Below are 16,878 nucleotides of genomic sequence, written 5' to 3'. Positions count from 1 at the left end.
TATTTTTCAATTTTTAGCTATCTTGGTTGTCGTTGTCTGAGGGGATATTGTTTGTACTGAAATATTTCTGTGGGTTTTTGTAGAAGTCTTTTGGGCTCTCAATGGTGTAGTTATTTACGGTCCAAATTCCTTTGGGTGTCAAAGGCGTTGTTGAAGGTGGACCGCTTGGGAGATCCTTCGGGATTGGAACAACTGCATCTAGGTTTCTTCTTAATTGAAAGTGCTCGGCACCATCTATTTTACTGTTGGTAGCTTCGCGCATGCTCTTGTGTAGAGCGCTTTCAGCCTCGTCAGGGGTGTCATTGTGGTTGCGCATTTTTTTCTCCGATCAAGAACTCTATGTATTTTACATCTCTCCCATTTACTATGATTGAGTCTACGTTTTTCTGGGGTTGTCGCTCGCTTCCTATTACCCAGGCAGGGTTTTTAATATGGAATATCCCGGTTTCTCTATTGGCGGGATATGATGATATATAACCGCATAGCCGATTGCCGTCATTAAGGTGCACAATGACACCTGCATCGCCTAGCTCCTTCACAATAAGGATAAAATCGTCTTGAGAGGTTTTTGTTGTAAGCTTTTTATTTCTTGCTATTTCATAAAGCTTGTCGTGGTTGGATAGGTATGCCAGCCAAACTCCGAGTGCTGTTGATAACAGTATCGATAGGATGACTGTCGCAGTCTCGCTCCAAGGTCCAAAGTCAATGTGTTTTCCTACTGAAAGGGCGAGGATTTTTGTTAGAGAGATTAAAATCTGGATTAGGCTTGTTACAATTAGTGCCTGAACGATTCTTTCTGCGTGCGAAGGTTTGGGTACCTCTGCCAGCCAATAAAAAATAGTTGACGTAAGAAAGCCGGGTAAGAGAACTTTCAATGTGGAGACTAAATCCAGTGGGATGTCGTCCATGTCGGTTAACTCTGTCTGTTGGAGGTCTACCAAGTGATTTTAGCTTGAGGGTGTAGAAAGTTCGAGGAGTCTACTGTTTCAAAAATGAGAAAATAGTTAATCAATTGTTAAGGCAGTGATACGGTTTCGACTTTCCGTTGGTTATCACATGCGAGTTCTGACTGGGGCGGTGACGTTGCTGGCGGGGTGGGTGTCGCCGAGCAGCTTGAAAGACCGCGGGTCCACTACAACCGCGGTCACCAGGAAACTCCCCAAAGCGTATTCGCTCTGCGTGCTCCCAAAGTAGCAGGATGCGTGCTCTGAAGCCGCGATATCGAAAAGCGCAGACGGCTGACGTCTGGTTTTGGAGCTAGGAAGTGCAATCACTCCAAAAGCCCCAACCAAACAGCCAGCTTTTTGTTTGCACAATAATGGCGATCAGCTATCCATACCTTATCAGCCTGTCGCTGAAACGGAGGGTGCATGAACAAATTCCTGGTTCTGGGTTTGTGCCTTGTGCTAGCCGCCTGCTCCACCATGGAGCTCACAACACTAACGGGCAACCTAGAACAGCCGGACCAGATCAGCCTGGAACGCCAGAACGAGATGATCAACGAACGCCTGCAGAGCTGTTATGACTTCTTTGGTGTGAAATCTGCCGAAGCTGAAAGAAGAGCAAGCAGTGCTTGGAAATGGACGCTAGCCGGGATCATCTCTGGTGCCGTCGTGGCTCCGGCGCTGACGGCCGCCAACGCCTCTGCCAATGCGCCCTGGATCGCTGGGTTCAGCGGGTTCGGCGGCGCTTCTGTTGCAGCGGTTAACAACGCCAATAACTTTGGCATCGGGCCAGCCTCGTCGATCGAAGGCTTGCTGGCGGTGGGCGCGGCAGTTCGTGATGACATGAGACTGGCCCTGGACGTCCATAAACCCTTTCCAGATCGCACTGAAGCAGCCGCCAGAGCATCGACCAGTTGCAGTATTCCTGCATCGGTTGATGGCTATATGAGCGCGCAGAACTCAGCGGCTCAGCAGAAGGCATTCGATGAGCAGCAAAAAGCAATGGATGCACGGCTCAGGGCGCAGGAAGATCGAATTCTGGAGTTGCAGGCCAAGCAGCGTGAGATGGAGAAAAACCGATAGAGTAGGTGGTCATGTTGCGGGCGCGGTGGGCCGCGTCGGCGGCCCTGCGTTAGCCTGCGGCTATTCCTTCATTGCAGCTAGATCCGCCTGCGCAGCGCGGCGCAATACCGCCAATGTCGCCGAGCGGGCTTCTACTTCATCCAGCACGGCTTCAACCAACGCCATGCTCATTTCCAACGATTGCTCCGTCGCCCACAACAATCCGCGTGCTTCGGCATCGACCATGTCACAGGCGTGGGCGTTGGTGTGGTAAGCGCTTTTGAGCAGGACGCAGGCATGCACCAGGGCATCTTCGGATGAGACGCCTCTGCGGACAGCGAACAGTGGATCGTGGCTGCCGTTGCAGGTACCGAAGGTGGTGCTGGTTTGGGTGGTGGAGGGTGGGGGATCGGGGACTACTTTTGTCATTGTGCAGCTCCTTTTGCTGTGGAGCTACCAACCATCGCCGCGAAACGATTTGGGTGGCAGCTGTGCGCGGGTTCGCGGACCGAGGCAAAAGGAAACCCGGCAGACTCGAAAGTCTCCCACGCACAGCCGCCATTGCACAGAAAGCGGGCACAAAAAAAGCGCCTGCAATTGTGGTGGTGTGGCGCTGTAGCGCCTTTTGCCTTACGGGCCGCGACGCCCGGTCACTGATTTGGCAGTGACTCAGGGAGGGTAGCGAGGTTGGAGGTGCGATTCAAGGGGCAATGGTTTTAGGCTTGCCCCGCGATACGCTGTGGCTGACAGGTCGCTATCGCGGGGCAAGCCCGCTCCTACCGGATCTGGTGTGCTTAGAACTCCTTGCGCACGCTCGCCACTACGGTGGCGGTGCAGACATCGTCGAAACCGTAGAAGCTGGCACATTCTGCTTGCGACAGGTCGGTGTCGATGTAGCTCAGGCCCCAGGTCAGGCCCACGAAATCGTGGGTGAATTTGGCTTCCCACTCGTGGTAGGCGTCCCGCGAGCTACCACTTGTCGACCAGTACATCGGGTCCTTGAAGTCCATCCGGCCATAGCGCAGCTCCAGGCCAACTTCCAGGGGCAGTTGGGTTTCATAGCCGACCCAGCTGTAGAGGGTGTCCTGGTCCTCACCAAACACCGTTGGCGCATCACTGGAGTAGAAAGCAGCCGCTTTGAAACCATAGGCGCTGAGCACCGCGTAGGTCTCGGACTGGTTGAAACCGCTGGTTTTGGGGTAAGCGTACTTGATGTAGCCCAGGTCCAGGGACACCGCGTCGGTGGCCTGCCAGTACCAGCCGCCGAAGTAGTCCACTTCCTGGCGGGTGGCAGTGCCGAAGCCGAAGTCGACGTTGGAGGTCCAGGCCCCCACATACAGGCCGCTCGAATGAGCCAGTACGGCACCGGCTTGGAGCGCTGGGTCGTTCTGGGTCTGCGAGATGCCACGGGTGCGGTAGTCGCTGGCGGCGGTCACGTCGAGTTTCAGAAAGATGTCATCGCTGAGCGCCAGGGCCTGGCTCTTTGGGGCGATAGCCGACAGTCCGGCCATCAGGGCGATGCTCACTGCAAGGTGCTTGCTGTTCATGGTTGCTTCTTCTTGTAATTGTTGTTGGCAGTGTTTGGGCAATAGGGGGCCGCACCGTGCCCCGGTGCGGGCACGGCGTGGCGTTTCTCAGGGGGTTATTTGCTGGGCGTGTAGACCGGTTTGCCGCCGAAGTAGGTGGCCAGTACCTGGGTTTCGCTTACGTCTTTGTCGCTGACGGCGAGCACGTCGCGATCGAGGATGACGAAGTCGGCCTGTTTGCCCTTGCTCAGGGAGCCGATCTGCTGTTCCAGGCCGATGGTCTTGGCTGCATTGATCGTGTAGGCGTACAGCATGGTCTCGCGGTCCAGGCTTTCATCGGCGTTCAGCACACCCCGGGGGCCCTCTCGGGTAGCGGCCTGGGCGATGGCCAGCCAGGGGTTTGGGCTGGAAACCGGCCAGTCGCTGGCGCCAGCGATGGTCGCGCCGTTTTTCAGCAGTGAGCGGGCCGGGTACTGATAGCGATAGGCAGCCGAGTCGACATAGTGCTTGACCATGTCCTGGGTGTACTCGTCGCCAGCGGCCCACAGCAGCTGCATCGAAGCGATGACGTTGAGCGGCTTGAAGCGGGCGAACTCTGTCGGGTTGACCAGCTGCAGGTGGGTGATCGAATGTGTAATGCCACTGTCGCCGGACTTGCGCGCCTGCTCGATGCCATTGAGTGACTCACGTACGGCGCGGTCACCGATGGCATGGATGTGCACCAGCCAGCCGCGTTTGTCGGCGGCGGTAACCAGCTCGCCGAAGTGCTCCGGGTCCAGCAGCAGTTCTCCGCTTTTGTGGCTGTTGCTGTAGTGGTCGAGCAGGGCTGCGCTCTGCGCTGGAAATTCCAGCACGCCGTCGGCGAACACCTTGATCCCGGGCAGGGTCAGATTGGGAATACCAGTGAATTGCTGGCGCACTTTGTCGATGACTTCCAGGTCAGCCGGACGGCTCTTCGGGTTAACCACCAGCAGGGCGGCCACGTGTGCGGTCAGCTCGCCGTTCTCCGCCAACGCCTTGTAGGCCGGCAGCACACCCACGGTTTTCTCCGTCGGCTTGATAGCGAACAACGCTTCGCCGGGCGCGCCATTGGCGGCCGGGTCCATCCAGGCGGTGATGCCGAAGCTGTTGTTGTAGCGCACAGCGGCTTGGGCTGCGTGCAGCAGGCCGGCGGCGTCGACTGGCGGCAGTGCTGCGGCGACACGGTCCCAGCCTGCATCCACCAGGAAACCGCTAGGTTCGCCATTGCTCAGGGTGCCGATGGTGGAGCGGTCGGCCTTGCTCAGGCTGGCAACCAGTGCTTTGTCGATCCCGGCGCGTTTGAGCATGGCGTTGTTGGCCCAGGCGGTATGGTGGTCGCCGCCAACGAAGACGATCGGGGTGTTCGTCCACTCGCCGTGGTTGAAGCGCTTGCCGAACGCTTCGGCTTTGGCCCAGTCGCTGGAGTTCATGCCCACCACCTGAAGGAACTCGCCGAGCTTGGCGCGGCCATCGGCGCGCCAATTGCGCAGACGCTTTTCCAGCTCGTCGACGCTGACCGATTCGCCTTCCATGTTGGCCGCCGCTAGTTCCAGGCCGCCGAACACCGAGTGAGAGTGGGAGTCGATCAGGCCGGGCGTGACACGCTTGCCTGCAAGGTCGATCACCTGGGTGGCATTGTCGGCGAAGCTGCGTACCTGAGCGTCGCTCCCCACGGCCACGATCTTGCCCTCGTCGATGGCGATGGCCTGAACCTGCGGATGGGTATGGTCGGCGGTGAAGATCTTGCCGTTGACCAGTATCAGGTCTGCCGCTGCCATGGATTCCGATGAGGAAAAACTGACTGCCAGTGCCATTAGCGCCGGAACGAAGCGAATCATATGCTGCTCTCTTGTAGTTATTGGCGATGGCGAGATTATCTGTGTCATGCTGTTTCCAGAATGACCACTTTGCTAAAAAGCGTTTTGCTGGTTTGGAAAAAATATGGACACACTCGGTGCAATATCGATGTTTGTTGCCACGGCTGACCAAGGCAGTTTCAGTCGTGCCGCAGAACTGCTGGGCAAAACGCCGTCGGCCCTGACCAAGTCTGTCAGCATGCTGGAGAAGCAGCTGGGTACCCTGCTATTCGAGCGCAGCACCCGGCGCATTGTGCTCACGGAATCGGGCCGCCTCTATCTGGAAACGGCTCGACAGGTGCTGCGCAGCCTGCATGAGGCAGGGGAGGAGATCAGCCAACTGCACCAAGGCTTGTCCGGCACGTTGCGGCTGACCGCGCCCCTGGCATTCGAACGTGCATTCTTGAGTGAAGTGTGTGCCGGCTTTCTGGAGCAATACCCGGATATCCAGTTGCGCGTCGATCTGTCCGATGACTTTGTCGACCTGATCGATGCTGGCTACGACCTGGGCATACGTCAGGGGCGCAGCGATTTGCCGGGGTTGATAGGGCGAGTTGTTGGCAAAAACCGCATCTACCTGTGTGCCAGTCCACACTACGTCGCGCGCAATCCGCTGCCGCTGTCGCCGCAAACCATCGACCAGCACGACTGGCTCAAGTACGTTCACTCCGCGTTGGATGTGAAGTATTGGTGGGCCCAGTCGCAGACCGGGCGCATTCGCTTGAGCTATCCACACAAGGCCCGCCTGGAAAGCGACAGCTATGACCTGCTGCTGCAAAATGCATTGGCCGGGCGTGGCATCTTGCATACACCGCAATGGAGTGTGGAGAGGTATTTGCGCGATGGACGCCTGGTGCGTCTGATGGAGGATTACATCATCGAGCCGGAAGCCTTCGGTGATGACATTCTGGCGGTCTATCCCAGCCATCATCGCGCTAGCCGCAAGGTACTCGCCTTTATCGATTACCTGAGCAGCTATCTGGCAACGCTGAATAGTGTCTGACCGGGCTGCGGCAGGAAACCGTTATGGTGCAAGCAACATGAATCGAATATCCGCGCGGATGCTGCCTGCTCGCCGGGCAGGCGCGCTACTGTGCTCGCTGTTGCTGTGGGCGTCGTTCGGCAGTCACTGTCTTGCTGCTGGTGGTACCCGAGAATTGCGGGTGTACAACTGGGTCGAATACTTGCCGCAGTCGGTGCTGGAGGATTTTCAGCGTCGCACCGGGATCAAGGTCACCTATGACGTGTACGACACTGGCGAGGTGCTTGAGGCCAAGCTGCTGGTGGGCAACTCGGGCTACGATATCGTCTTCCCTTCGCACAACCAGTTGCCCAAGCTGATTCAGGCCGGAGCCCTGGAGCCGCTCGACAAGGCCAGGCTACCGAATTGGTCGCACCTGGATCCGGCATTTATGGCGGAGCTGGCGCGCATGGACCCCGGTAATAGGTATGCCGTCCCCTATCTCTGGGGCACCACCACGTTCGGCTACAACGTCGAAGCGGTGAAGAAGGTACTGGGGCATGATTTTTCCGCGACCGAGTCCTGGGATGCGATTTTCAAACCAGAGAACATGTCTCGTCTCAGCGCCTGCGGCGTGGCGTTTCCCGACTCGGGGGCCGAGGTCTACGCGCTGGCCCTCAACTACCTGGGGCTGAACCCCGCCAGCACCACTGCGGATGACTACCAGAAGGCGCAACAGCTGTTGAAGCAGTTGCGCCCGAACATCAAGTATTTTCACTCTTCGCGCTTTATGACCGACCTCGCTTCCGGCGATATCTGCGTGGCTGTCGGGTATTCAGGAGGGCTGATGTTAGCCAAGGCGACTGCAGAGGCTGCGCATAACGGCGTGCAGATAACGTTGGCTTCACCCCGCGAAGGCGCGCTCATGTGGGCAGACAATATGGCGATTGCGCAGGGGGCAAAGAACAAGACCGAGGCAGAAGCGTTCATCAATTACATCCTGGAGCCCAGTGTTATTGCCAGTGTATCTGCGCAGATTGGCTATCCGAATGCCAATGCGGACTCTTTGAAGTATGCTGATCCGAAGGTGATTGCGCAGAAAGGCTTGCTGATGCCTACCCGGGAGCAGGGCGGTTTGTTCTTGCAGCAGCCGATGCCGCCGGCTGTCGAGCGGCTTATCACTCGACTATGGATGGGGCTGCGTAATGGCAAGTGAGGGCGGGCGGCGCTATCGCGGGGCAAGCCCGCTCCTACTGCCCAATCCCTTCCGGTAGGAGCGGGCTTGCCCCGCGATGGCCAACACTACCAAAACAAACAATGGATCAGTCCACACCGCGAACAACCAATCGCACGACTGCCCCACCTCAGTGAGTTGGCCAATTGTCTTCGTTTGGCGATGCACGAATCGCTTGCGGTGTGTACTGTGGTGAAGATCCTTGTTTTACATCGCATCGCGGGGCAAGCCCGCTCCCACCGGGTCGTTCACGGGTTGCGTGCGCGATACGTTTAGGCCCAGCAGGCCGCCGATCACCAGTGCAGCAGCCATGAAGTACATCGCCGCATGGGTGCTTCCGGTGAGCTGGGTCAGCCAGCCCACGGCCATGGTGCTGAAGAATCCGGCCACATTGCCCAGCGAGTTGATCAAGGCTATGCCCGCTGCCGCCGCCGCGCCGCCAATCACTGCGGTGGGCATGCCCCAGAACACCGGCAAGCTGCTGATCATCGCCGCGGTACCGATGGTAAGGCCGATCATCGACAGCACCAGGCTACCGCCGAACAGGGTGCCGAACACTACTCCGGCACCGCCGATGAAGGCGCAGATTGCCAGGTGCCAGCGGTACTCGCGAAGCCGGTCTGAGCTGCGGCCAACCAGCACCATGCTGACCGCCGCCACCGAGTAGGGGATTGCTGTCAGTACGCCAATCGCCCATGGCTCGGCGATGCCGCTGTTGCGGATGATGGTCGGCATCCAGAAGCTGATGACGTACTGCCCCAGTACCAGGCAAAAATACACCCCACCCAGCAGCCACACTTTCGGGTTCAGCAAGCCGTCGCGCAGCCGGTGGCCAGACTTGGTCATGGCTTCGCGATCCAGCGCCGCCTGCATCCCGCGCTTTTCTTCGGGGCTCAGCCAGTGGGCATCGGCAATGCGGTCACGTAGCAGGTAGAACACTGCAGCACCCAACACCACCGCAGGCAAGCCTTCGATGACGAACAGCCACTGCCAGCCGGCATAGCCTGCAACACCGTCGAAATGCTGCATGATCAAACCGGAAATCAGCGAACCGAGCATGCTCGAAATCGGCAGGGCGGCAATGAACAGTGAAATCATCACGCCCCGGCGGTGGCTGGGAAACCAGGTGGTGAGGTAGAAGATGATCCCGGGAAAGAAGCCGGCTTCGGCAATACCGATCAGAAAGCGCAGCACGTAGAAGGTCATCGGTGTTTCGATGAACATCATCGCCGCCGACAGCAACCCCCAGGTCATCATGATCCGTGCGATCCAGCGGCGGGCGCCAAATTTGTGCAGGGCGATGTTGCTGGGAATCTCAAACAGCAGGTAGCCGAAAAAGAACACACCGGCGCCCAGGCCGTATACCGCCTCGCTGAACTTCAGGTCATCGAGCATCTGCAGTTTGGCAAAGCCGACGTTGACCCGGTCAAGGTAGGCCACCAGGTAGCAAACAATCAGCAGCGGAATGATCCGCCACGCGGTTTTACGGTAGGCGCCCTGCAGGGCGGCGTCCGGCATGCTCTGGGCAAGTGGGGGTAGGGTGGTCATCTCGAGCCTCTTTTTTGTTGTTGTAGGGCGATCCTGAAATGGCAGTACAACGGGTCAGAGCGCGCGGCCTCCCGGCCATTCACCGCACGCGCACATGTCCCGGACAACGTCGCGGATCAACTCGCTGATCAGCGTTTTAAGGCGGCTGGCAGGCATCGAGGCGCAACTGCAAATGCCCAGGGTGCGCGACAGTCCTTCAGCGGCAATCCGGTGCGCCACCAGGCGCCCGTCATCGATTTCGCGCATGGCCAGGTTCAACGGCATGATGGTGTGACCGATACCAGCCTCTACCGCGCTTTTGAGGATGTGTACGGAGTTGACCTCCATGGCGATCTCTCCCACGCTCAGCCCGTGCTGGGCCACCGCTCGTTCAATCAAGGTACGGGTGCTGTGGCCGTGGGCCTGGCTTGGGAACACCAGCGGCCGGGCCAGCGCCTGCTGCAGCGACACGTCACCGGCAGGTGGCGCATCCGGCGCATGGGCGCGGTGGATCAGGTAGAAGTCTTCTTCGATCAAGGCACTGAACAGCACCTGTTCGGGCAAGTCGGCGCTGGTAAACAGGGCGAGGTCCACGCGGCCACGGATTAGTTGATCCATGACGTTGCCGGTCAGCTCTTCATTGAGGTGAAACGCGACCTGCGGGTAGCGCGCCGCCACCGTTCGCATCAACGGCATGGCGAGGATGGTCGCGACGCTTTGCGGCAACGCCACGATAATCGAGCCGCTGACCGCGTCCGGGCTGCTGGTGACGGCGGCCCGGGCATCGACCAGGTGTTTGAGCATGCCTTGGGCATACTCGTAGAACACCTTGCCGGCTTCGCTGGCGACCACACCATTGTGGCTGCGATGAAACAGCTGCACCCCCAGTTCGTCCTCCAGCGCCGACATCTGTTTGCTCAGGGCCGATTGCGCCACATGCACCTGGCGCGCGGCTTGGGACAGGCTGCCGCAATCAATCACGGCAACAAAGTACTTGATCTGGCGGATTTCCATGTGGGCTTCCTGCATCACGGGGGCGTACGGGGCCGCTGATGGTACAGCGCGTCAGCCTGCGATGGGGCCGCGAGGAAAGATCTTCCCAGGGTTCATCAGTTGTTTGGGGTCCAGTGCGGCCTTGATCGCCTTCATGGTGTCCACCGCGTTTTCCCCGTGTTCAACCGCCATGAAGTGCTGCTTGGTCAGGCCGATGCCATGCTCGCCGGTGCAACTGCCGTTCATGGCGATCGCGCGTTCGGCCAGTCGGTGAGCGGCTGCTTCAGCGCGTTCGACTTCGGCATGATCATCAGGGTCGACCAGAATCAGCGCGTGGAAATTGCCATCGCCGACATGGCCGAAGATCGGTGCCAGCAAGCCGTTTTGCGCAAGGTCTGCCGCGGTGGCTTCAATGCAATCGGCCAGGCGCGAAATCGGCACCACGGCGTCGGTGGTCAGGGCACGGCAACCGGGACGCAGGGCCAGGGCGGCGAAATAGCCGTCGTGGCGCGCTTGCCACAAGCGGCTACGGTCTTCCGGATGTACCGCCCATTCGAAATCCAGGCCTTGGTGTTCGTCGGCAACCATGCGTACGGTTTCAAGCTGCTCCTTCACACCGGCTTCGGAGCCGTGCAGTTCGAACAGCAACGAGGGCACTTCGCGCAATTGCGTTTTGCTGTAGGCGTTGAGGGCGCGCATGGTCAAGGCGTCGAGCAGCTCGATACGGGCGATGGGCACGCCCAGCTGGATGATCTGGATCACCGCGCGTACGGCATGATCGACACTGGGGAAGCGGCACACCGCTGCCGAAATGGCCTCGGGGATCGGGTGCAGCTTGACGGTCAGCTCGGCGATGGTCGCCAGGGTGCCGCCCGAGCCCACCAGCAAATGGGTCAGGTCGTAGCCGGCAGACGATTTGCGTGCCCGGCCACCGGTATTGATCACACGCCCGTCGGCCAGCACTGCAGTCATGCCCAGCACGTTTTCACGCATGGTGCCGTAGCGCACAGCGTTGGTGCCGGAGGCGCGGGTTGCGGCCATGCCGCCCAGCGAAGCATCGGCGCCAGGGTCGATGGGAAAGAACAGCCCGGTGCCATGCAAGGCGGCGTTGAGCTGCTTGCGGGTCACGCCCGGTTGTACCGTGGCATCCATGTCATCGACGCGAATCTCGACAATCTGGTTCATGCCTGAGACGTCAATGCTCACGCCGCCGTGTGTGGCCTGCAACCAGCCTTCCAGGGAGGTGCCGCTGCCATAGGCGATCATCGGCACATCGTGACGGTAGCAGGTAGTGCTGATGCTGACGATTTCGTCGAGGCTGTTGGCGTAAGCAACGGCATCTGGCGGAAGTGGGTCGAGGGCGGAAATATCGCTGCCATGGTGCTCGCGCACGCTGGCGGAGGTGGAGAACCGGTCACCGAGCAACAAGCGCAGGTCATCACACAGGGAGTGGGGAAGGGGCATCGGGCAGTCTCCGGTTCTTGTTCGCCGCGTAAGGTGGGCGGCATTTGTAGGGAGTTGTGGTGCATGTTAGGCAGGCTTTGGCCAACACCCGTAGTGCTGATTTCAGATGGAGCCATCTGTTCAAGAGATGGCCTTGTGGCGGGTCAGCTCGGCCAGCTCTTTATCCGAAACACATTCGGTTTCCTGAGGATGCTCTCCACGCTGCGTAGCAGGCTGTAGAATTGTCTGAAATTTCTGAATGAGTCTAAGGAGTTAGGGTGAGGGGTCTGGAAAAATTCTTGTCGCTGCAGTTTTTGCTGACAGTGGCCTTCATTGCGCTGGGCGCCTTTCTTCACCGCGCAGGCCATGTGGGCTTTTCGGGGATGCTGATCATCATGATGCTGCCGAACATCGTCTTCACGATCATCAGAATCAGAAACCAGAAGAAGACGCAGCAGTCGCGGTGAGTAGCAGCCACCGCGTTTGCTTGTTCAGAAGACATGTAATCGGCGCTCTGTCAGCATAAGAGAGTGTTTGGGCAGATGCTGATCACAGGGAAAGTGAGCGATATGCAAGGCAACGAGCCAAACCGGGAAGCCCGGTGGAAAGCCTATTACCAGCACCATCAGGATCGTCCTGCTTCAGCGCTGCTGTGCGCAGCACTCGATGTGCTCGGCCCGCAAACAGGACCTGGGCAAGCAGTGGACCTGGGCTGTGGTGCTGGCAATGAAACGCGCGCGTTGCTTCAGGCGGGCTGGCAGGTGCTGGCGCTGGACCAGGAGCCGGCTGCAATCGAATGGGTACAGGCGATCGGCGCAGAGCATCCGGGTGCAAGGCTGCAGACCGCGCTGCAACGCTTCGAGACGCTGGAAACGCTGCCGCCGTCGTCGCTGATCCACGCCGGTATGGCCTTGCCCTTCTGCCATCCGGATCACTTTGCACAGTTCTGGTCAGTGGTGACCTCTGCATTGTTGCCGGGCGGGGTTTTCGTCGGGCAACTCTTCGGTGACAGGGATGGGTGGGCGTCAGACCCGAGCAGAACGTTCCATTCTGAATCACAGGCACGTGCGCTCTTTCGCGGGCTTGGTGTGCAGACCTTTGAGGTCCATGAATATGACGGGTCCAGTTTGCGGGGTACCAAGCATTGGCATCGCTTCGATTTTATTGCTCAGAAGTTGGCATCGAATTAACGCGCATGAAGATGCGGATGTTTGTAAAAGATCATGCCCGTTGTAAGTAAGGAGAGGACGTATGGTTCGCCGCACCCGCGCCGAAATGGAAGAAACCAGAGCCACATTGCTGAGCACTGCCCGCAAGGTCTTCAGCGAACATGGCTACATGGCAACCTCAATGGACGACCTCACCGAGCAGGCAGGTCTGACCCGTGGCGCGCTCTATCACCACTTCGGTGACAAAAAGGGCTTGCTGGCGGCCGTGGTGGAGCAGATCGACGCTGAAATGGATCAACGCCTGCAAGCCATTTCCGACACGGCGCAAAACGCCTGGGAAGGCTTTCACAGCCGTTGCCGCGCTTATCTGCAGATGGCGCTGGAGCCGGAAATCCAGCGTATCGTGCTGCGCGATGCGAGGGCGGTGCTGGGCGGCGCCTCGCCGGACGCGCAACGTCATTGCGTCGAGTCGATGCAACTCCTGATCGAAAGCCTTATCGAACAAGGTGTGGTGGCCAAGGCTGACCCGCAGGCGCTGGCCTCGCTGATTTACGGCAGCCTGGCCGAAGCAGCGTTCTGGATCGCCGAGGGCGAAGACGGCAGTGCGAGGCTGGCGCAAAGTGTTGCCGCGCTGGAATTGCTGCTACGTGGGCTATTGGTTCGGCAATAACCCTGCCAGAGCAAGGGCGCTGACCAGTCCCTGGCGGGCTGGGCCAGATTGGACTATTGCTTGTTTCTCAGCCAAACCGCTCAAGGAGCATGAAATGAAACGACTACTGCTTGTCGCTTTGCTGGCAGCTTCTGGTGCTGCTCAAGCGGGCATACCGCTGCTCAACGCAACCTGCCCCGGAAACATCGAGGTCCACGCTGACCAGGGCGGGCCGATCTATATCAATGGCAAAGAAGGCAAGTTGAAAAAATTCAACGACAACGCCTTCGAAGCCCGATCGGAAGGGGTGACCATCTCGCTGACGATCATGCCTGACGGTACCCCCGATGTTTCGTATACCGGCAAGAACAAAGCCAATGGGGTTTGCCAAGTGAAAGAGTAGGAAGTAACCAAAGGGCAAGGATTTACAAGGCCATGAGCACCATTGGGTTTTATGAAGATGATGAAGGGATGTGCTGCGACATCCTGTTGGAGTCGTTTGGACCTGAACCCGTCCAGGTCATCAACCTTGAATGCTATGCACTGGAAGAAAAATTCAAAGGTGATGTGAGCTACCTTGTTGATCATCAATGGGGTGTGCGCCGGGCGGTGTTTGAGGCGGCGGCGGGTTATGTGCGAAGCCAATACAACGCTGATGACTGCAGCTTCAGCCTCATGAAGATCTATGTATCCCATGACCAGACACAAACGTTTGGTCTGTTGTTCCGCTGGGATGGCGATGCAGAACATGGTATCGGCGTGAGCATCAAAGTCGACAAAGTGGTCAAGGTTGGCCCGGCAGAAGTCTCTTTTATATAGCGTTGTTGCTGGCAGGTTGCGGCCCTTGATGCGCTGGAGGCTTTTTCACGCACAGGGCTTGGAGCAACGTCTGCTCAGCGGTTCGCGTCATCCACTCACTACAGGGAGAAACACGAGTGAAGCATGTGCAGTTACTGGACAAACTGGCCGCCAAACATCTTGTACAGACACTGGACGAGGATATTGCGCGACTGGTCTGGTTGGCGATGGCAATGGAGAAACACAGTGAGCAGGCTTCCCGAATCGACGCTGTGCTGCCACCTCTATTGGCACGCTGGAATTCGGTGTTTCAGGCAGATGAACAACAGGTAGCGCCGCTGTACCGGCACAAGGCCTGGCTTGCACTGGCAACGCTGCTGCACAAATACGGTCTTGCGGATCACGCCATCACCACGCAGGCGTTGGCGGCCTTCAATGAACTGAATCGCGCAGTCGCGCTGGACGACAGCTTTTATCGCCGTTCGGACGAATTCATTTCCGACCTGCAATCGCCTCCCGCCGCGCTTGCCCGCAAGCCTTCCTTACCTGACGACACCACCTTCTACCGTGCGCGTGACGTGATTGCCATTGAGCTTGATGGCCGTTTCCACGCTGCCTACGTGCACCGGCTGGCGCGCATCAATGAGAGCCCGATTATTGAGTTTTATGCGGGAACCTTCGACCATGTGCCGACGCTGGAAGCGCTTGAGCAGCTGCCAGCCCAAGGGCAGACGTATAACAATGGCACGCAGCGTCGAAGCCTTCACTCGGTCAGCGGCATCAAGTTTCAGCCTGATCCCGCCAACCAGATCACGCTCGTCGCTGCGTGCATTACCTCCCCACCTGATAGCAGCCATCTGGCGCCACCGGTGGGGCTGCACAGCGTCTCTGATATTTTCAAAATCCAGGACACGATCCGCGTTTTGTTCAACGCGCGCGCCTAGCCTGAGCGCAACGTCCAGCGGCTGTCAGGCAACCACTTCATCCTTCCACTGTGCCGGTGCCGCCGTTGGCTCCGGCAGGCCTGCGGTTTCAGTGCGCCGGGACTCGGCCTCGATGTCGTGCGCGCTGCGGTGACGGTAGTCCTGATGCAGCCAGCGAACGAAGCCACAGGCCATCACCACCAGCAGGAAGAAAAACGGAATCGAGGTGAGGATGACCGAGGTTTTCACCGTCTTCAGCGACAGGTGGTTGGCGATCATGGTCAGCGGCACCAGGGCCAGCATCACGCACCAGAACAAGCGCAGGAACGGCGATGGATCACGCCCATCAGGCAGGTTGCGGGTGGTGGCAGCAGCAACGGTGTAGGCCGAGGCATCGACGTGAGAGGCGAGGAAGATGACCATCACGAACAGGTAGAACGCCGTAGCCAGCGCTGACAGCGGAAAGCCGTTCAACAGCTGGGTAATCGCCACTTCGCCACCCTGGCTGGCGACTACGGCAGGTACGTCGAGGGTGCCTTTGAGCAGTTGGTCGATGCCATAGCCACTGAGGCTGCCGAAGATCGCCCAGCAACTGACGCTGCCACCGAGCAACAGTGCGGCAGAGACTTCTTTCAAGGTGCGGCCACGGGACACGCGGGCGACGAAGATCGACACCGCCGGGGTGTAGGAAATCGCCCAGAACCAGTAGAACACCGTCCAGTTGCGGGTGAACTCGCCATCCCCGGCCGGGTCGGTGAACAGGCTCATGTGCAGGAAGTTGGAGAACATCAGGCCAACGCCGTTGACCGTGTTCTTGACGATGAACCCGGTTGGCCCCACCACCAGCACCGCCAGCGCGCAGAACAGCGCGCCCCAGCAGACCATGCTGGCCAGGCGTTGCATGCCACCCTCCAGGCCGATGTAGGAACTCAAGGAGAAAATGCTGGTGATCAGCAGCACGATGCCCGCCTGCATGGCGAAGGTGTTGGGCAGGCCGGTCAGGTTGGACAGGGCGTTGGAGAAAGTCTGGGTGGTCACCACCATGGTGACGGTCAGCCCGCCGAAGGTACCGATCAGGAAGATGATGTCGATCAGACGCCCGAGCGGGCCGCTGGCCTTGATGCCAGTCACCGCTTCGATGATCCCGGCCAGACTCAATGTGCTGTGTTTGCGCACGTGGTAGTAGTAGGCCATGGCCATGCCACCGACGGCGTAACAGGCCCAGGTGCCGAAGCCCCAGTGGAAGAAGGCATAGGCGATGCTCATGTCCAGTGCCTCAGGGCTGCGTGCGGCAATGTTGAGCCCGGGGGTGTTGTAGTAATAGGCCCATTCCACCAGGCCCCAGTACAGGGTCGCTGAACTCAGCCCGGCGCAGATGAACATGAAAATCCACGGCAGTGTCTTGAATTGCGGTTTGCCTTCACCCAGGCGAATGTTGCCGTACTTGCTGAAAATGATGAACAACGAACCGACGACAAAGGCGAGGAAAATCACTAGCACCGGGGCCACCAGCAGATCGGTGGCACGCTGGAACAACTGGCTGGCCACTTGCTCTGAGCGCGCTGGGAAGGCCGCCAGAGCAAACACCGTGAGGAAGATCGACACCACGCTGACGACAATCAGCAGCGTGTCCTTGCTTGTCCGAACGTGGGCATCCGGCGTGGCCGGACTCGCTTGAGTGGAAATTTTCATGGGATACCTTTCTATTACTGGCTGTATTGGTTTTGTTGTTTGCCTTGTCCCGGGTGCAGGGCGGCCACCCGGAACCGCTA

Annotated in this window: 18 protein-coding genes; 9 read left to right on the top strand and 9 right to left on the bottom strand. The window is 58.8% G+C overall.

The window, feature by feature from the left end; all coding sequences use genetic code 11:
* Positions 1 to 13: 13 nt before the first annotated feature.
* Both ACP6KB_RS17150 and ACP6KB_RS17145 read right to left on the bottom strand, forming a co-directional pair.
* On the bottom strand, positions 14 to 316 hold the full coding sequence (locus ACP6KB_RS17150) for a hypothetical protein (protein ID WP_442108421.1): 303 nt from the start codon (positions 314 to 316) through the stop codon (positions 14 to 16).
* Positions 300 to 908 carry a DUF6338 family protein gene (locus ACP6KB_RS17145; RefSeq protein ID WP_442108419.1) on the bottom strand — a complete coding sequence of 203 codons (609 nt, stop codon included), beginning with the start codon at positions 906 to 908 and terminating at the stop codon, positions 300 to 302. Before ACP6KB_RS17145 ends, ACP6KB_RS17150 begins: the two co-directional genes overlap by 17 nt.
* Positions 909 to 1,370: 462 nt before the next feature.
* On the opposite strand from ACP6KB_RS17145, the gene ACP6KB_RS17140 reads away from it, so the two are divergent.
* Positions 1,371 to 2,027 carry a hypothetical protein gene (locus ACP6KB_RS17140; protein WP_442108417.1) on the top strand — a complete coding sequence of 219 codons (657 nt, stop codon included), beginning with the start codon at positions 1,371 to 1,373 and terminating at the stop codon, positions 2,025 to 2,027.
* A gap of 60 nt (positions 2,028 to 2,087) precedes the next feature.
* Here ACP6KB_RS17140 and ACP6KB_RS17135 read toward each other — a convergent pair whose 3' ends face one another.
* The 3 genes from ACP6KB_RS17135 to ACP6KB_RS17125 form a co-directional block, all read right to left on the bottom strand.
* Entirely contained in the window at positions 2,088 to 2,435 is a 348-nt protein-coding gene (locus ACP6KB_RS17135) for a DUF6124 family protein (protein ID WP_442108415.1), read from the bottom strand.
* A 365-nt stretch (positions 2,436 to 2,800) separates the two neighbouring features.
* On the bottom strand, positions 2,801 to 3,553 hold the full coding sequence (locus tag ACP6KB_RS17130) for a TorF family putative porin (RefSeq protein ID WP_442108413.1): 753 nt from the start codon (positions 3,551 to 3,553) through the stop codon (positions 2,801 to 2,803).
* A gap of 95 nt (positions 3,554 to 3,648) precedes the next feature.
* Positions 3,649 to 5,391: an amidohydrolase gene (locus tag ACP6KB_RS17125; protein WP_442108411.1), complete on the bottom strand. Its 1,743-nt coding sequence runs from the start codon at positions 5,389 to 5,391 to the stop codon at positions 3,649 to 3,651.
* A gap of 103 nt (positions 5,392 to 5,494) precedes the next feature.
* Between ACP6KB_RS17125 and ACP6KB_RS17120 the strand changes: the two genes are divergently transcribed.
* Positions 5,495 to 6,412, top strand: a complete 918-nt coding sequence (locus tag ACP6KB_RS17120; protein WP_442108409.1) for a LysR family transcriptional regulator — start codon at positions 5,495 to 5,497, stop codon at positions 6,410 to 6,412.
* Positions 6,413 to 6,470: 58 nt separating this feature from the next.
* Positions 6,471 to 7,586: a polyamine ABC transporter substrate-binding protein gene (locus ACP6KB_RS17115; protein ID WP_442108407.1), complete on the top strand. Its 1,116-nt coding sequence runs from the start codon at positions 6,471 to 6,473 to the stop codon at positions 7,584 to 7,586.
* A gap of 225 nt (positions 7,587 to 7,811) precedes the next feature.
* On the opposite strand, the gene ACP6KB_RS17110 is transcribed toward ACP6KB_RS17115, so the two are convergent.
* From ACP6KB_RS17110 to ACP6KB_RS17100, 3 genes are read right to left on the bottom strand one after another with little or no spacing between them, the layout of a single operon-like run.
* Positions 7,812 to 9,152 (bottom strand): MFS transporter, encoded by a 1,341-nt coding sequence (locus tag ACP6KB_RS17110; protein ID WP_442108405.1) that lies wholly within the window; start codon positions 9,150 to 9,152, stop codon positions 7,812 to 7,814.
* Positions 9,153 to 9,206: 54 nt separating this feature from the next.
* Positions 9,207 to 10,145: a LysR family transcriptional regulator gene (locus tag ACP6KB_RS17105; RefSeq protein WP_442108403.1), complete on the bottom strand. Its 939-nt coding sequence runs from the start codon at positions 10,143 to 10,145 to the stop codon at positions 9,207 to 9,209.
* Positions 10,146 to 10,196: 51 nt separating this feature from the next.
* Positions 10,197 to 11,588: an FAD-binding oxidoreductase gene (locus ACP6KB_RS17100; protein ID WP_442108401.1), complete on the bottom strand. Its 1,392-nt coding sequence runs from the start codon at positions 11,586 to 11,588 to the stop codon at positions 10,197 to 10,199.
* A gap of 278 nt (positions 11,589 to 11,866) precedes the next feature.
* On the opposite strand from ACP6KB_RS17100, the gene ACP6KB_RS17095 reads away from it, so the two are divergent.
* The 6 genes from ACP6KB_RS17095 to ACP6KB_RS17070 all read left to right on the top strand — a co-directional run bounded on the left by ACP6KB_RS17095 (position 11,867) and on the right by ACP6KB_RS17070 (position 15,127).
* Complete coding sequence (locus tag ACP6KB_RS17095; protein ID WP_442108399.1) at positions 11,867 to 12,034, top strand: hypothetical protein; 168 nt, start codon at positions 11,867 to 11,869, stop codon at positions 12,032 to 12,034.
* Positions 12,035 to 12,136: 102 nt separating this feature from the next.
* Complete coding sequence (locus tag ACP6KB_RS17090) at positions 12,137 to 12,757, top strand: class I SAM-dependent methyltransferase (RefSeq protein ID WP_442108397.1); 621 nt, start codon at positions 12,137 to 12,139, stop codon at positions 12,755 to 12,757.
* A gap of 61 nt (positions 12,758 to 12,818) precedes the next feature.
* Positions 12,819 to 13,406 (top strand): TetR/AcrR family transcriptional regulator, encoded by a 588-nt coding sequence (locus ACP6KB_RS17085; protein ID WP_442108395.1) that lies wholly within the window; start codon positions 12,819 to 12,821, stop codon positions 13,404 to 13,406.
* Positions 13,407 to 13,500: 94 nt separating this feature from the next.
* Positions 13,501 to 13,788 carry a hypothetical protein gene (locus tag ACP6KB_RS17080; protein ID WP_442108393.1) on the top strand — a complete coding sequence of 96 codons (288 nt, stop codon included), beginning with the start codon at positions 13,501 to 13,503 and terminating at the stop codon, positions 13,786 to 13,788.
* 32 nt (positions 13,789 to 13,820) lie between these two features.
* On the top strand, positions 13,821 to 14,204 hold the full coding sequence (locus tag ACP6KB_RS17075; RefSeq protein WP_442108391.1) for a hypothetical protein: 384 nt from the start codon (positions 13,821 to 13,823) through the stop codon (positions 14,202 to 14,204).
* Positions 14,205 to 14,320: 116 nt separating this feature from the next.
* Positions 14,321 to 15,127 (top strand): hypothetical protein, encoded by an 807-nt coding sequence (locus ACP6KB_RS17070; RefSeq protein ID WP_442108389.1) that lies wholly within the window; start codon positions 14,321 to 14,323, stop codon positions 15,125 to 15,127.
* 24 nt (positions 15,128 to 15,151) lie between these two features.
* On the opposite strand, the gene ACP6KB_RS17065 is transcribed toward ACP6KB_RS17070, so the two are convergent.
* The gene (locus ACP6KB_RS17065) at positions 15,152 to 16,798 is read right to left on the bottom strand and encodes a BCCT family transporter (protein ID WP_442108387.1); all 1,647 of its coding nucleotides are present in this window, start codon (positions 16,796 to 16,798) and stop codon (positions 15,152 to 15,154) included.
* Positions 16,799 to 16,878 lie beyond the last annotated feature (80 nt).

Origin of the sequence: Pseudomonas sp. NUPR-001, assembly GCF_052147955.1 — a bacterium.
Taxonomy (GTDB): Bacteria; Pseudomonadota; Gammaproteobacteria; order Pseudomonadales; family Pseudomonadaceae; genus Aquipseudomonas.
Note: the sequence above shows the minus strand (reverse complement) of the source record. Positions and strands in the feature narration are given on the sequence as shown.

Coding starts and splice junctions, on each gene's coding strand:
- ACP6KB_RS17135 (WP_442108415.1), bottom strand. CDS start 2,435: ATGACAAAAGTAGTCCCCGATCCCCCACCCTCCACCACCCAAACCAGC.
- ACP6KB_RS17110 (WP_442108405.1), bottom strand. CDS start 9,152: ATGACCACCCTACCCCCACTTGCCCAGAGCATGCCGGACGCCGCCCTG.
- ACP6KB_RS17075 (WP_442108391.1), top strand. CDS start 13,821: ATGAGCACCATTGGGTTTTATGAAGATGATGAAGGGATGTGCTGCGAC.
- ACP6KB_RS17065 (WP_442108387.1), bottom strand. CDS start 16,798: ATGAAAATTTCCACTCAAGCGAGTCCGGCCACGCCGGATGCCCACGTT.
- ACP6KB_RS17145 (WP_442108419.1), bottom strand. CDS start 908: ATGGACGACATCCCACTGGATTTAGTCTCCACATTGAAAGTTCTCTTA.
- ACP6KB_RS17125 (WP_442108411.1), bottom strand. CDS start 5,391: ATGATTCGCTTCGTTCCGGCGCTAATGGCACTGGCAGTCAGTTTTTCC.
- ACP6KB_RS17120 (WP_442108409.1), top strand. CDS start 5,495: ATGGACACACTCGGTGCAATATCGATGTTTGTTGCCACGGCTGACCAA.
- ACP6KB_RS17130 (WP_442108413.1), bottom strand. CDS start 3,553: ATGAACAGCAAGCACCTTGCAGTGAGCATCGCCCTGATGGCCGGACTG.
- ACP6KB_RS17140 (WP_442108417.1), top strand. CDS start 1,371: ATGAACAAATTCCTGGTTCTGGGTTTGTGCCTTGTGCTAGCCGCCTGC.
- ACP6KB_RS17100 (WP_442108401.1), bottom strand. CDS start 11,588: ATGCCCCTTCCCCACTCCCTGTGTGATGACCTGCGCTTGTTGCTCGGT.
- ACP6KB_RS17105 (WP_442108403.1), bottom strand. CDS start 10,145: ATGGAAATCCGCCAGATCAAGTACTTTGTTGCCGTGATTGATTGCGGC.
- ACP6KB_RS17080 (WP_442108393.1), top strand. CDS start 13,501: ATGAAACGACTACTGCTTGTCGCTTTGCTGGCAGCTTCTGGTGCTGCT.
- ACP6KB_RS17150 (WP_442108421.1), bottom strand. CDS start 316: ATGCGCAACCACAATGACACCCCTGACGAGGCTGAAAGCGCTCTACAC.
- ACP6KB_RS17090 (WP_442108397.1), top strand. CDS start 12,137: ATGCAAGGCAACGAGCCAAACCGGGAAGCCCGGTGGAAAGCCTATTAC.
- ACP6KB_RS17115 (WP_442108407.1), top strand. CDS start 6,471: ATGCTGCCTGCTCGCCGGGCAGGCGCGCTACTGTGCTCGCTGTTGCTG.
- ACP6KB_RS17085 (WP_442108395.1), top strand. CDS start 12,819: ATGGTTCGCCGCACCCGCGCCGAAATGGAAGAAACCAGAGCCACATTG.